Annotated in this window: 13 protein-coding genes and 1 pseudogene; 2 read left to right on the forward strand and 12 right to left on the reverse strand. The window is 46.3% G+C overall.

Going from position 1 to position 14,584, the window contains the following annotated elements; genetic code table 11:
* Positions 1-34 precede the first annotated feature (34 nt).
* The 5 genes from BLR65_RS13640 to BLR65_RS13660 form a co-directional block, all read right to left on the reverse strand.
* On the reverse strand, positions 35-1,555 hold the full coding sequence (locus BLR65_RS13640) for an acetaldehyde dehydrogenase (acetylating) (protein ID WP_093794736.1): 1,521 nt from the start codon (positions 1,553-1,555) through the stop codon (positions 35-37).
* Between the two features lie 18 nt (positions 1,556-1,573).
* A complete protein-coding gene (gene eutL / locus BLR65_RS13645) occupies positions 1,574-2,221 on the reverse strand; it encodes an ethanolamine utilization microcompartment protein EutL (protein WP_093794737.1) in 648 nt (215 codons plus the stop codon).
* Positions 2,222-2,252: 31 nt separating this feature from the next.
* A complete protein-coding gene (locus BLR65_RS13650) occupies positions 2,253-2,588 on the reverse strand; it encodes a BMC domain-containing protein (RefSeq protein WP_093794738.1) in 336 nt (111 codons plus the stop codon).
* A gap of 124 nt (positions 2,589-2,712) precedes the next feature.
* Positions 2,713-3,021, reverse strand: coding sequence for a hypothetical protein (locus BLR65_RS13655; protein WP_093794739.1), 309 nt, complete (start codon positions 3,019-3,021; stop codon positions 2,713-2,715).
* 21 nt (positions 3,022-3,042) lie between these two features.
* Positions 3,043-4,041, reverse strand: coding sequence for a DMT family transporter (locus BLR65_RS13660; protein ID WP_093794740.1), 999 nt, complete (start codon positions 4,039-4,041; stop codon positions 3,043-3,045).
* 460 nt (positions 4,042-4,501) lie between these two features.
* Between BLR65_RS13660 and BLR65_RS13665 the strand changes: the two genes are divergently transcribed.
* Complete coding sequence (locus BLR65_RS13665) at positions 4,502-5,938, forward strand: sigma-54 interaction domain-containing protein (protein ID WP_211285125.1); 1,437 nt, start codon at positions 4,502-4,504, stop codon at positions 5,936-5,938.
* Positions 5,939-5,989: 51 nt separating this feature from the next.
* Here the strand turns inward: BLR65_RS13665 and BLR65_RS13670 are convergent, their stop codons facing one another.
* The 3 genes from BLR65_RS13670 to pylSc form a co-directional block, all read right to left on the reverse strand.
* Positions 5,990-6,625, reverse strand: a complete 636-nt coding sequence (locus BLR65_RS13670) for a corrinoid protein (protein WP_093794742.1) — start codon at positions 6,623-6,625, stop codon at positions 5,990-5,992.
* A gap of 30 nt (positions 6,626-6,655) precedes the next feature.
* Positions 6,656-7,615: a choline kinase family protein gene (locus BLR65_RS13675; RefSeq protein ID WP_093794743.1), complete on the reverse strand. Its 960-nt coding sequence runs from the start codon at positions 7,613-7,615 to the stop codon at positions 6,656-6,658.
* Between the two features lie 69 nt (positions 7,616-7,684).
* Positions 7,685-8,527, reverse strand: coding sequence for a pyrrolysine--tRNA(Pyl) ligase large subunit (pylSc, locus tag BLR65_RS13680; RefSeq protein WP_211285126.1), 843 nt, complete (start codon positions 8,525-8,527; stop codon positions 7,685-7,687).
* Positions 8,528-9,307: 780 nt separating this feature from the next.
* Between pylSc and mttB the strand changes: the two are divergent.
* Positions 9,308-10,768: pseudogene (mttB, locus tag BLR65_RS30930) on the forward strand ([trimethylamine--corrinoid protein] Co-methyltransferase).
* Positions 10,769-10,849: 81 nt separating this feature from the next.
* Here mttB and pylSn read toward each other — a convergent pair.
* The 4 genes from pylSn to pylB are packed head-to-tail and all read right to left on the reverse strand — an operon-like array spanning position 10,850 to position 14,382.
* The gene (pylSn, locus tag BLR65_RS13695; protein WP_093794746.1) at positions 10,850-11,179 is read right to left on the reverse strand and encodes a pyrrolysine--tRNA(Pyl) ligase small subunit; all 330 of its coding nucleotides are present in this window, start codon (positions 11,177-11,179) and stop codon (positions 10,850-10,852) included.
* On the reverse strand, positions 11,176-12,042 hold the full coding sequence (gene pylD, locus BLR65_RS13700; protein ID WP_093794747.1) for a 3-methylornithyl-N6-L-lysine dehydrogenase PylD: 867 nt from the start codon (positions 12,040-12,042) through the stop codon (positions 11,176-11,178). Before pylD ends, pylSn begins: the two co-directional genes overlap by 4 nt.
* Complete coding sequence (gene pylC / locus BLR65_RS13705) at positions 12,014-13,228, reverse strand: 3-methylornithine--L-lysine ligase PylC (protein WP_093794748.1); 1,215 nt, start codon at positions 13,226-13,228, stop codon at positions 12,014-12,016. Before pylC ends, pylD begins: the two co-directional genes overlap by 29 nt.
* Positions 13,219-14,382 carry a methylornithine synthase PylB gene (gene pylB, locus BLR65_RS13710; RefSeq protein ID WP_093794749.1) on the reverse strand — a complete coding sequence of 388 codons (1,164 nt, stop codon included), beginning with the start codon at positions 14,380-14,382 and terminating at the stop codon, positions 13,219-13,221. The genes pylC and pylB overlap by 10 nt, the downstream gene beginning before the upstream one ends.
* Positions 14,383-14,584 lie beyond the last annotated feature (202 nt).

Below are 14,584 nucleotides of genomic sequence, written 5' to 3' on the forward strand. Positions count from 1 at the left end.
TCACCTCCCATGCATGATTAGGAAATTTTTAAATTCAGTTTTTACAGCTATGTACACGCCGAACAACTTGTTCCACTATATCCCTAATCATGTCCGGACTAAGAGCTGGTGAAGCGCTCATCTCGCTCTGCCGGCTAACGGGATTTTGCGCCATAGCAGCTATACCGGCCGGCTCAATATAATTGGGAATCGTTAACTCCGCAGGCTCGCGAACAGGCCAGGCAACCCGCTTGACATTAATAAGATGCAGCGGCGTAACATTCTCCGAAACGCTGGATCCTCCCCAGGTCCCGCATCCCAGTGTAAAAGAAGGCGCCAACCCGGTGGTTGCTCCTACTCCCCCCAAGGACGAAGGTGTGTTGACCAGAATACGAAATACCGGTTTCCTCATGGCAAACTCACGAATAATCTCTTTATTTTCACTGTGAATAACCAGGCTATGTCCTATGCCGCCGGACTCTAAAAGTTCAATACACCGGTCACAGCCCTCCTGCCAATCACGAACCCGATAGAAACCCAGCACGGTTGTTAATTTTTCATGAGACAAGGGATACTGCGGACCTACTCCCTGGAGGGGTGCAACCAAACACCTTGTATCGGCAGGGACAGTGATTCCCAGTTGACTGGCGATAAATTTTGCATCCTTTCCCACATATTGAGGACTCATTCCCCCCGTCGGCAGAATAACTGCTTTAGCTACTTTTTGAACTTCTTCCGCTTCAAGGAAGTAGGCACCATTTCTTTTTAAGAGCTCAATCAGTTCATCTGCTATACATTCTTCCGCAACAATGGCTTGCTCTGACGCACAAATCGTGCCGTTATCAAAGGTTTTGCCAATAATGATCTGTTCCGCTGCCCGGTCTAACCGGGCACTGCGTTCAACAAAAGCCGGCACATTGCCCGGGCCCACACCCAAAGCCGGTTTTCCACTGGAATAGGCCGTCTTTACCAGACCGCTGCCGCCTGTTGCCAAAATCAGCTTTGTATCCGGGTGCTTCATGAGTTCATTGGTTGCCTGCATGGACACAGTACTCATACAGCCGATCACGCCTTCAGGGGCACCGGCGGCAACTGCAGCCTGATTCATAAGCTTAGCTGCCTCATGGGTACATTTTATTGCCGACGGATGTGGCGAAAAAACAATCGCATTGCGCGCTTTCAGGGCAATCATGGATTTATAAATCACAGTAGATGTCGGATTTGTTGTCGGCACTATCCCGACAATGATTCCCACAGGTTCGGCAATTTCCACCATATGCTGTTTTTTATCCTCATTAATAACCCCGATGGTCTTCATATCTTTGATAAATTCATAAACATGATGAGAGGCAAAATAATTCTTCAGGCATTTATCCTCATAGTTTCCCATTCCCGTTTCAGATACTGCCATCATGGCTAGTTTCGCGGCGTTAGTCTCACCTGCTTGCCGCATAAAATCAATGACGCGGTCAATCTGCTCTTTTGAAAAGTTCTTGATGATTTCCTGTGCTTTTTGGGCCGCGCATACCAGATTGCGGGCTTCCTGCATGGAAAGCAAATCCCGATCCAATTCCATTTGAGTAATCCCCCCCGGTTAAAACTTCAGAGCATTTTCGGCAACTGCGATAACAGCTTGTTGAAATGCCTCACAGGCTGAACGGCAAGCACTTTGTGAACCGGTGAGTAAGGCACCGCCGAAATTCGTCTCTGTCGGCGGACCGTAAAATGCCTTCATTTCTACTTCCGCCGCTTTTAACGCGGCATCAATGCCATAGACCGCCTCCAGCGGCGGCGCGATTAAATAAGCCAGCGGCTCACCTTCCTCGATTTTGGCAATCTTCGACAGGTAGCTGCCTGTGCGCGAAATGGTGTGGGGATACCAGGCCGTTTTTCCTCCGTCACAGGTATAAAAAAATGCTTCATTTTCCAGATAATCGATACAGGCATCCACCCCGGCACGCACTTCTGCCGGATTGGGGGCCGCCAAGATACCAATAATTTCTCCCGATCGGGGCCCTGACGCGTGGGCGGCACCGGCATAAAAGCTTTTGGCGTACACGACTTCAACTTCTGCTTTTTTCGTGGCCTCATCCAAAGCGGTGTATGTGGAGTCATCGATATTGGCTGTAATCATGCCAACCGATCGCTGGTAATCCTTTAATCCAAGCTGTTCCACCAAATTGGGGGCAACATTGGGGATGAGCCGCACTGCTAAAACTTTTGGTTTAATAGGCTCAATCATAAGAACCTTCCTCCCTACTTGTTTTTATCTATTATTTAGCCGGTTCCGAAATTTTGGCTTTCGGTTTTTCTTCGCTATTGGGCATTTTCGGAAGAATCTGTTCCAATTCCTGATGCGGACGCGGAATGACATGGCAGCTCATCAGTTCGCCCACGCGTTCGGCTGCGGCCGCACCCGCGTCAACTGCGGCCTTAACCGCCCCTACATCGCCCCGCACCATCACGGTAACAAGTCCGCCGCCTACTTTTACTTTGCCGATAAGCGTTACATTGGCGGCTTTTACCATGGCATCGGCGGCTTCAACTGCCCCGACAACACCTCTTGTTTCTACCATTCCAAGAGCAATCAATTCGTCTTTGTATGCCATTCATCTATTCTCCTTTCCATTTTTCTTCAATCGTGACCAACCCGGCCGCTAATAAAGTAGACACGTACCCGCCGAACCGCAGTTCTTCGGCTGAATCCGGCGGGCACAGCAGCTTGGCACATAATTACAGCGAAACACGCTTCGCTGGCTGATCAGCGCTCCATCCTTGGGGGATATATTTAAGATATTTTTTTCCATAATCCGTTGCTCGAAACTTATGCAAAAGTTTACCGTCATCCCCCATGAAGAGTTCCAGAATCTCAATCATTCCGACTGCTTTCATGGAAGCAAGATGGTCATCAACAATTGATCTTCTATATTGTCCGTCTGTCCCGTATTCGGGTTTTAATGCCTCCATAATTTCCAGTTCAGTAAGTCCCGTTTCCGGAAGTGTCAGCAGATGAAGAATACGAAATCGCATAGGTAATAACATTTACTAGTTCCCCCCCTTATACTAATTATTTCTTAATTTAACAAGCTCTTTCGGATTAGCGGTAACCAAAATCGTCCCGACAGTAATAATGGCAGCGCCACCGAGAAGAGTCGGGGTGATAGTAAGATCTGTTAACAGCCAGCCAAAAAAAACCGCCCAGAGTGCATAAGAAATATTGAAGGCCATGGCCCGTGCCACGCCAGTCATATTAATCGCCCGGTACCAGGCCAGGTAAGATACTCCGCCCAAGAGACCGGCAAGTGCAATATACCAAATGGCCTGTTCAAGAAAAGCATCCCAGAAAATAATCATTCCTGCTGCTAACGGCAAAACGGCAATAAAGTAAATGACAAAGGACACTGCTTCCCTGATACCGATGGCGATAGCCGGATCAACCATATCCATGCCAAAAGCCGAAAGCACGCCTTCTGATCCCCATCCAATAGTAGCTAACAAAGCCAGGGCTAAACCAAAGTAAAAATTGGGGAAGTCACCTTCCGGCGGAACATAGCTTACGATAATAGCACCTGCAATACATAAGACAATACCCAGCCAAACGCGTGGCTGAATTTTCTCTTTTAATACAAAAAAAGCTAAAATCGCACCAATTGCCGGATACATGGCCGTAATAGAGAGCGCATAAGAGGCTCCCGCCATGTTAATTCCCAGCAGATATCCAGACATACCGATTGGGCCGCCGAATAATGCGCCTAAACAAACAATCATGCCGGGTTTTGTTCTGAGCGTCCGTAAATACTCCTTCCATCTACCCGTAAACAGGTTAAAAAAGAACAAATAAAAACCGGCAAATCCGTCATGTAACGCCGCTCCCGCCAAAGGCGCGGCATAAAGCGACGTCCCTCCCGTAAAGGGGGCCATTGCCAGTGCCAAGCCTAAGACAACGCCATCCAGCCCCCAGGTTGCCCCGGAAATAATCCCCCATAATAAACCCGTTTTGGCATGGGACAGTTCATTCTTTGCTTGCAGTTCCTGCAATTGTGCAGTACTTAAGTTGGACATATTCTCCCTCCTTTTCTTCTTTTGGCTTTTTGCTAAAACGTAATAAAACCGCTCCGCCCTCCTTTCAATTATAAAGAATATTGCGATAAAAGAACCACTTATAAACTAATTAAGCAAAAACCGTGCCAGTATCTCGTACATTTTTTTCCTGCATATAACTGGGTTTTTAAGTGGTCTTCCAATAATAAAATCCCGTTGCCCTAAATCAAAAGTGACTCCTTAAGTCTTTTTCGATTTATAACTATCTTCAGGACGTTGCATATATTTTTATCACAATTTTCTTTTTTTTCTGTGTATGGAAGGAATGCATTTACCATATAGCGAACTATTTTTTACAATATATTTCTAATTTTAATACAACCAATCCATAGCTTGTTAAAAAGAACGCAAAATGAGCCTCTACTTTACTATACATTTTCATAGATCAAATTTCAGTATTCTGGAAAGGGTGAGATTATCCGTGTCGGAATCCTGTATTAATTATGAACTTCTCAAAAATATTTTGGATCATTCTCATGACGAAATCTATGTTACAGATGCACAAGGAATTGTGCTCTATGTTAATCAGGCAGTAGAAGCTCATTGTGGAATCAGCGCTGGAGAAATTATCGGCAAGAACTCGGAAGAACTTTCAGCCTGCCATTATTGGCACCCACGGGTTAGTCCCATTGTCCTGGAAAAAAAGCAAAGCGTCACAATGGAACAAAAAACCCGCACCGGCAAAACCCTGTTAACCACGGCGACTCCCATATTTAATGAAGAGGGGAAGCTTGAATATATTATCGAAAATGGCAGAGATATTACCGAATCAACCGGGCTTAAAATAGAACTTGCCAAAAGCGAAAAATTACTGAATCGCTATCAAACAGAAGTGGCCGTTCTGCGGAAAAATGAAATGAATATTCCTGATTTCATTTCCAGAAGCGCCAAAATGTCAAATCTCTTAGATCTTGTTCACCGGATTTCACAGGTTGACTCTACCGTTCTCTTGCTGGGGGAATCGGGTTCCGGAAAAAGTCATATGGCCAAGCACATCCATAAAGACAGCCCACGATACAACGGGCCGTTCATTGTGGTAAACTGCGCTTCCATTCCGGCCGAACTTATGGAAGCGGAAATGTTCGGATATTCTAAAGGGGCATTTACCGGCGCAAACACCAAGGGAAATATCGGGCTTATTGAATTAGCCAGTGAAGGGACACTTTTTCTCGATGAAATTGCCGAATTGCCGCTTCATATGCAGGCCAAGCTCCTGCAAATCCTTCAAGAGAATCAATATTATAAAGTCGGTGGCCGGGAAGTCCAACAGGTTAACTGCCGCATTATTGCCGCCACCAACCAGAATATCCATAAGCTGCTTGAACAAGGGAAATTCCGGGAAGATTTGTATTACCGGCTTAATGTATTCGAAATTAAAATTCCCTCGTTACGGGAAAGAAAAGAAGAAATCATCCCGCTGGCTTTATATTTCTTAGATAAATATAATCAGAAGTATAAATATGAACGGCAATTATCCAAGCGAGCTATTGATTTGTTTTTACAATATTCCTGGCCAGGGAATGCCCGTGAACTAAAAAATATGATTGAACGGTTGGTTGTCACCAGCCAAAGCAATATCATCGACGATTTGGATTTGCCGCAAAGCCTTACTGCCGTGCATGACGCGAAACAGGCGATTTCAAGTTTTCCCAGTCTAACTTCCATTGTCGGTCACAACCTTTCATTAGAAGATGCAGTGGATGAAGTGGAGAAAAAGCTCATTCTGCAGGCTTACCAGAAACTCGGCAGTTCCTATGAGGTGGCCAAATTTTTAAAAATCAGTCAAAGCAAAGCCAGCCGCCTTATCCGCAAATATATGCCTGAAGCACAGAATAAGTTTATGATAAGTCAAAATTAGATGCTAAAAAAGGTAAGACTGTCGGTCGAGATAGTCTTACCTTTTTGCATATCAAGCGCTAATAAATTCCTTGCAGAGATCTGTTGCTGTTGCCGCATCAGGGGCATAAGCATCGGCACCGATTGAATTGGCAAACTCTTGTGATACCGGAGCCCCTCCCACAATGATTTTGACTTTATCTCTAAGCCCCTCTTCAGTCAAAAGCTCAATGGTATCCTGCATTGCCGGCATGGTTGTTGTCAGTAAGGCTGACATACCCACAATATCCGGGTTATGTTCCTTAACGGCTGCCACGAATTTTTCCGGCGCCGCATCAATGCCAATATCAATCACTTCCAGACCGCCGCTTTGCATCATCATCGACACAAGATTCTTGCCAATGTCATGCAGATCTGCTTTTACTGTACCTAAAACAACTTTTCCCTGTTTGTGGATATCTCTTTCGGCAATTAATGGTTTGACAATCTCCAGGCCGGCATTCATCGTACGGGCCGACATCAATACTTCCGGCACATACATATCCCCAGCTTTAAAACGTGCACCGACAACATTCATGCCGCCAATTAATCCTTCATTGATAATTGCCAGCGGATCAGTGCCATTAGCGATAAAGAATTTAACCTGGTCTTTTACCTGATCTAAATTCCCGGTAATTACACTCTGGGCAAGATCGTTTAATGTAGCCATATTCCTTTTCCCCCTTGACTTATATTAAAATCACCTCGACCATGCCTGTAAAGCCTGGTCAAGTGTTCCTTCATGGATAAGCCTGTAGGCCCGGTTATAGCGATTAAGACCATAGGGCCAGTAATCCTCATGCGGTTTGCCTGTGGCAATTTGCAGTACGGCCCAATAAGACCAGAGTGCGTCGCAAAGAAACTTATTAATAATCAGTCCGCCCCACTGTTTTTTAGCCAAATCACCGCCAAAGTACTCCCGCAACAAGTACCGTTCCTGCTCGTCGTTCAAACTTGCTTCAATTGACAGCGCTCCTAAATCAAACATTGGATCATTCATGCCCCCGTATTCCCAATCAATAAGGTAAAAGTCTTTCTGGTCATCCAGCCAATTTTCACACAACGGATCATTATGGCAAGGGGCTAACTGTACTGGATACTTCTTTAGGACGGCATCAATTTCATCTAATTTTTGGCTCATAAGCTCCGCACCCTCATAAAAGCGATAATTTTTCAGGCGCAAAAGCTCGCGATAATTACGTGTCTCATGTAAAGGGTTGAATTCTGATTTAAACTTCTTGCCGCAAGTATGGTATTTTCTAAATACCTTGGCAGCAAGCCGGATATAATGGTCCTCATTAAACTGTTCCGGATGCAGGGTAATACTGTTGTCAATATATTTACAGACCTGATTGCCGGTTGTCTCATCATAGTGAATAATCGGCGCATTTACCTTAATATCAGACATAATCTGTGCATTATGTTTTTCTGCCGGACGGTTAAGATATTCCAGCGTTCCCTCGCCGGCTAAGCGTAACGCATAGGTAACCTCACTAACTGTTACTTTATAATTGCTGTTTGTCAGACCGCCCGGAAGTATTGCAATACGGTCAATTCTCGTTTCTTCCTGTTGAAAGTAAGGAATGGCGCCAATCATCGCAAAGATTCTGCCGATATGGTTTAGTGGAATTGATTCCTCAAGCTCAACTTTGTGGTACATGTCTACTCCCCCCAATTTGTATTTAAATGAAAACGTATACCCGGCAACTTGATCCTTCCATGCTTTCCCTCACAGGATGTTTAGCCGAACACCGTCTAAATAACTCCTGCTTCTTCCCATGCTTTGAATATTATTTGCTCCTTCACGAATCAACAGCAGCCGCTCCAAACCAAAACCAATCCCAACCCAGGGATCAATAATTCCCCATTTTTCATCCAAAACATGCGGTCCCATTGCACCTGACCCCAGTTCCAGCCCGTTTTTGACAATATCCACAGTATCGCCATAGACTACCGACGATTCCGTTATAAATTCATACTCTTCAATCCCGGCAGCCGTCATTACCCATTCTGCCATTTTCTTTAAGGATTGGTGCCGATTGTCAAGCGGCGTTCCCAATTCCGCAAGATTCAGCATGGTAAACTCATTAAGATGATGCGCACCCTGTGATTCTTTGCGATAGCAGCTTCCTATTTCAAAAATACGAATCGGCTTTTCCCAGAAACGTTCCAGCTCATGCCAGAGAGCATATAGATTGGGAGCCAGCATGGGCCGCAGACAATGTTTGGCATCCAGCCAGAATACTTGGGAAAACAGAGGATGGTCATCTGCAATTGTCATTTTGGCTAATGCCGCTTTCGTAATAATCGCAGGTGTTGCAACCTGTACAAATCCTTGCTTACATAATACGTCAGCCAACCGGTCTGTCAGTTCCAGCAGCGACGGACGGCGCTTGCTAGTGCGCAATCTTTCCAGCCGTAATTTCCCCTGACCCACTAGTTGACGCTCAATCTTTTGAAACGCACGGTCACGTCCGGCTGTTTCTGTAAAATTCATTGCCAGCATTGCGGCAGTTGCATTCAGTTCCTTCAACCTTTGCAATTGAACCGGTGTCCATAAAATACTCACCATGCACCCTCCTTGCAGTCTACAGTGCAGGGCTCCCTATAGTTGGCGGGGAGTACGGGAGTTTCACCCGCCTGCACGAATTTAGAGTCCGTGTGATCCATTCGATCCACCCCCCATAAAAAGATACTTATTGTTAGGTCAGCGATCTGCAATAATTTTCAATTGCAAGAAACGTGCCACTTTCTTCTATATAGTACGCCAATAAAGATTTACAGACAGGGTGTTAGTAAAAGCGGAGGTTAAGCGCCAGCGGCGGAGCGTTACTAATACCCTGGCAGATGAAAATCTTTATTGGATTTTCTATAGCCAGTTTTCCCCTATATAGCTTGACTCTCAGTCACCTTAAACTGAGAAAAATGCGCTGCTAACTAAATCAAAAATGACTTCGTAAGTCAAATTCGCTTACGTCTTCACCTTATTGGACGCTCAACCGCAAGTCTGACAACCAATCCCTTGCACCAGCTCCCAGCACTTTGATTTAACAGTATCCAATAAAGTTTTGCAGGCAAAGTGTTAGTAAAAGCGGAAGACAAGCGCCAGCGGTGGAGCTCAGTGAAAAATTGGCACGATTGTTGCATGAAATATAAGTGTAATACAACCTCTGCCATGCTATTTGTTACCGCGTGAGTTATGGCTGACCGTTTGGAAGGAGGTGAACCATTCCCGTAATGGGACTGTGGTAACACCCTATGACTCTTCAAATAAATAATTTAGGAGGTGACGTATTTGACTGTTAGAGGATTGCACGCCGGTTCTACCCGTATGGATGGAATTGGACTCCACATGTTTACCGATGATGAACTCTACGATATCCATCTCGCGACACTTGATGTTCTGTGGAATATCGGTGTAAAGGTGGAGAGCGAGGAAGCACGTGAGATTTTTTACAGCAATGGCTGTACTTTAGACCGGGATACCAATATCGTTAAAATCCCGGCTCACCTGGTAGAGGATGCCCTGCGCTCCATCCCCAAAACGTTCCGGGCCTGTGGGAGAAATCCGGAAAATGACTGGCTAAATGAGGGGAACCGTACCGGCTTCGTCAATTTTGGCGAAGCGGTAACTATGATCGACCCTTATACCCGCCAATTACGCAAACCCTTAAAAGAGGACGTCGACGATGTTACGCGCTTTTGTGAAGCCATGGAGCAGGTCATTATCTTTGAACGGGCCATGGGCCCTTCAGAAGTGGACCCTGACGTGGCGCAAGTCCACATTGCCGAATCGTTCTACAATCACTCCACCAAGCATGCTTACATCGGTATGAATCGACCTGAAAATATGCGGGCGGCCGCTAAAATGGGCTATGTGGTCTCCGGTGGCGAAGAAAATTTCCGGGCACGCCCGCTCTTTTCTCAAAGTACGGACCCGGTCAGCCCTATGGTTCATTCCAAAGGAGCGACAGATACTCTTATCCAGGCCATTCGCCTGGGCGTACCGGCCAAAGTCAACTCCATGGGGCTGGCAGGTGGTACGACTTGTGTCAACCTTGCCAGTACCCTGGTAACACACAATGCCGAAATTCTCAGTATGTTTGTGCTCAGTCAGTTGGTAAAAAAGGGCCATCCCATGGTCTATGGAACTTCAACGACCATGATTGACCTCCGGACGACCGTTGCCTGTGTTGGCACCCCGGAACTCGCCCTCTTTAGTTCTGCGGTAGCCAAACTTGCCCAGTTCTATAACATTCCGAGCTGGGTCGCCGGGGGATAGACTGATAGCAAAGTCCCCGATGCCCAAGCAGCCCATGAATTTACCCTCACAGCCTTATTACCGGCGTTAGCCGGTGCTAATATGATTTACGGCTTAGGGATGCTTGAAGGAGGCCTCACTTGGGACTATGCTCAAATGGTGATGCAAAATGAAATGGCCCGCATGATTTTGCACACAATTAAGGGAATTCCTGTATCGGATGAGAAAATGGCTATTGAAGTTGTTCGTTCGGTAGGACCCGGCGGAGAATTCATCAGCCATGATCACACCTTCAAACATTTCAAAGAGCTTTCCCAATCCAGGTTGCTTGATCGCAGAAACCGCGATGCCTGGACAGCCGACGGCAGCAAAGATATCGTCGAACGCTCTTATGAAAAGGCCCATGATATTCTCGAAAACTTCAAAGATCCAAGCCCGCTGCCCGAGAATATCCAGCGGCAGCTTAACGAAATTGTTAAAGAGGCTGAGGCTGAAACCGCTGAAATTAAGGCGAAAGAAAAAGAAGCCTCCAAGAAAAAACCAAAGTTCTAACAATTTTCTCCCTTTAAACCAAAGAAGCAAAGGAACCCAAAGAGGATTTGGATTCCTTTGCTTCTTGCCCTGTCTGTCCTGTTAAAGATGGGCGCCGTAATGCTGGCTCATAACTGTAGCGGAATATTTTTGCAGTTTCCATGCCGGTATCTTACAGGTTGGACAAAGATCGAAAAACCATTTGTTTCGCATCCAGCGGGCGGCCCTGCTGTGGCGGGAATTATGAATAATAAAGCGCCGGTTGCAGTGGGTTACAATCTCCGCAATGCTTCCCCTGCGGGTCATTGACTTAATCCCATGCATTGTGCCATTACGTGACGGCCAAAGTTTTATCTTTGCCACTAAATTGAAAAAATCGACCGTTTTTCGGTAATAGCGTTTCTTTTCTTTCGTATTTGCTTCCGGACTCACCTATTTTCATCTCCTTGGCAATGATAATCAGATCGTTTTAAGCACTCATAGAGCATGGTTGCCACACCTATTTGCAATGGATCATGCAGCAGCCGGTTCTGAATTTGTTCCCGGGCATCTTCACAAACTCCCAACGGTATTCCCGGAGCAGCCACATAACTATCGGCAGCAAGAACCTCCTGCGTAATAAAGCCGGCTTCAGGGCAGGCAACAACGATCGCGTGATGATTTGTCAAAGCCGATTTTAAGTCCTGTTCTATACAAATTTTCCGGCCGTAGCGGTTGAAGATATCTTGGGCCATTCTTTCACTAGCTTCCGCTTTTTTATCATAAACAGCAACATTGCCGCCAAAATTGACTGCGGCAAAAGCAGCGGCGCAGCCTACCGGTCCGGCCCCCAGTATAAGGATGCGCTGCCCGTTAACCCCCTTAAGCATATAATCCAACGCCGCCACATACCCCTTGCCGGTTGCCTCACCGTTATCGATGCAACGGCCCGACTTCAGGTGAACGGCAATAAAACGGTCATCATCAGCCATAAACAATATTTTCGCCTCGCGTGCCAGTGCTGCCGCAATTCCATTAACATCGCCGGCACGGGGAATGAAAACCCGCATCTCGAGAAATGACAGAATTCCCGCAACCGCTTCCGTAAACCCGCCAATAATCCCCTGTCCACAAGTCATCGGGATAACGGCAACAAGCCCCGGATCATAAATTTTTTCTCCACCCTGTTGCTCCATGCCGGCCGCGTGGGCGGCAATTTCAGCAAGCGTATGGCCGGTCTTGTTGATTAATTCCTGATCATACTGTTCCATTCGGCAAGCAATGCCGTCAATATCTTTCTCGCATAAACGGGTCATGCTTCCTGCCACCCCCTTGGCTTAATTCATTTTCGGGACACAGATCCGAAATTTCCGGAATATTAAATGCCCGTTGCATTCTGCGCAGTATCGCATCGCGTCTATCCCAGGCCTCTTCAAAACTCACTCCCTTGACGATTAAGGTTACTACCCATTCCCGCTTGCCTGGCACATAATCAGTCAGAACTTCATCGGCACCGAAAAAACCAGCCCTCAGTTGGAGAGGACCTGCTTCCGACAAAATATGTTCGCCTGCAATCTCAATTTGCTGAGGAGTTACTCTACAATGCTCATAAATAACACATTTTTCCGCCTGTTGCTTTTGAATGGGAACGTGCAAATTTTTCTGCAAAAACGAATAACCTAACCACTCAACCATATTGATCCCGGAAGAATGATAAACGGCGGTTGGCGTTTGACTTGGCAGCCGGGCATCAATTTCTAAAACTTTTAACGTTCTGTTATGCAGAATGGTTTCAACATCCATAATCCCATTTAAGGATAATGCTCCGGCTAGTTTCACAGCAACCGCTGCAAATTCGGCCAGCAGCTTAGCATTAAGTTCGCCCGGAGCAAGAACCCGTTTGCAATCATGCACACGGTCCATCTCTAACTCCGTGACCTGGAATACCTGGTACTTACCGGCAAAGCCAATAACCTCAAGTGAATAAGACGGCCCCGGCAAATACTCTTCGATAACCCAATCTTCATCCGCATTACGCGTGCGCTTACCAGCTAATTCCTCCTGGGTATACAGAATTTGCACACCTTCACTGCCACTCCGGCCGGAAGGTTTCAAACAAACGGGAAATTGGCATTGGGGCCAGGGTTGCGGCCTAGGCACGCCTAACCGGGAAAACAATTGATTGGAAATTAGCTTGGAAGAAGAAACACTATAGGCACTAAAATCAAAAGCCAATGGAATCCCGGTAAGGTTCGCAATGGATTTGAGGGCCTGCAAAACCCCATCATCTTCGATAGCCGGAATAATGAGATCAACGCCTTTTAATCCGGCGATAACTTCGTCCCGGCAGGCAAGTACATCCATACAGTAAAATCTGTCGGCAAGGCCGCTTGCCTGCGCTTGCTGCCTGCGGTCAAATAAAATGACTTCCCAGCCCGCTTTTTGGGCCAAATAGGCTGCTTCTACACCCTGCAGCCTCCCCCCGATAATTGCTACCCGCATGGCAGGCCTCCTCTCGCTGGTTTGGCAGAACGCGTTTGCCGTGCTTTAATCCAGGCCTGATATTCTCCCTGGGTTGCCGCTTCTAAATGGTTGGCCTTAAGAACCGGCAAAACTTTCTCAACAGTGCGGTTTCCTTCACCAATATCAAGCGTACTTTGGGAAACACCGGCCATACCGGCTGCCGGTGAAATAAGCGAAGTAATAACATTGGCACCGGATGCCAGCCGGTCCTGCAGTCCCTTTAATCCGTCTACATCTAACGAAGCAGGAATCAACCGGTCCGGCATTATCAGGCGCATAACCGCAATGATCAGCAGCTCACGAAATTGAGAATTTGCCGGCCAACCTGCAAACGGGGTATTTTCCTGAGGAATAAATGTCATAACCCTTACCTGATCGGCCTCCATATTTTTCATCAGCAACAGTGACCGGGCAATATCCCCCTTACTCTCTCCCACGCCGGTCAACAATCCTTCTTCGATTAGGTAGCCCATTTTTTTTGCCGTAAGCTTACGGATCATGCGTTCCCCGTAACTCTGCTTCACCCGCAATTGCTGATAAAGTGTCTTGTTGTGTGTTTCTTGATAGCAGGCATACCAGTCGGCGCCGGCCTCTTTAAATTCCTCCAGGATCTTCTGCGGTACTACCCCCGGAGAAATCATGACCGGTCTGCGGGTTTCCCGTTTAAGTTCTTTTACCAATTGCACCAGCTCGTCAAATCCGTTTTTTTTATTATAATACAGCGGGTCTTCCCCCATCGTCATATCTAATAAGTGGACACCGGAATCGGCCAGACAACGTGCTGCCGCCATAATTTCTTCAAAATTTTTTCGATAACGTGAATAAGTCTGATTAGATTTACGATAAAGACAAAAAGTGCAATCATTGCGACAGTATGTGGAAAAATACACAAAACCGTAAAGAAAAACTTTATTTTGGAAATACCGCTCGCGCAGCCTCCTCGCAGCTAAAGCGACTTTCCCCAGTTCGCTGGGCGAATTTACACTCAGCAACCCTAAAATTTCTTTGAAACTGAGTGGTATTTCCTGTTCCGCTTTCTTAAGAATCCCATCTAAACCGAACACTTTTTGACTTACCTCCCGGTTGGCACACTGCCGTGCATTTTGCTTGGCCTTTGACGGAGTCCGCTGCATTTCGCCTCTTTCTTATCTGTAATGCAAATCTTATGCCAACTTTCATAATTTTTTTATATAGCAGGCAGCCTCTCCAAAATAACTCCAACATTGCTTTTAACAACGTACGGAAGATTTTTGCAGACCTCTCTGATGTGGAATACCTACCGAGAAAATTAAGTCAAGAATACCGCTGCTAAGTCATTATTAACTTTTACTATCC

The sequence above is a fragment of the Sporomusa acidovorans genome (assembly GCF_900101845.1).
Classification (GTDB): domain Bacteria; phylum Bacillota; class Negativicutes; order Sporomusales; family Sporomusaceae; genus Sporomusa; species Sporomusa acidovorans.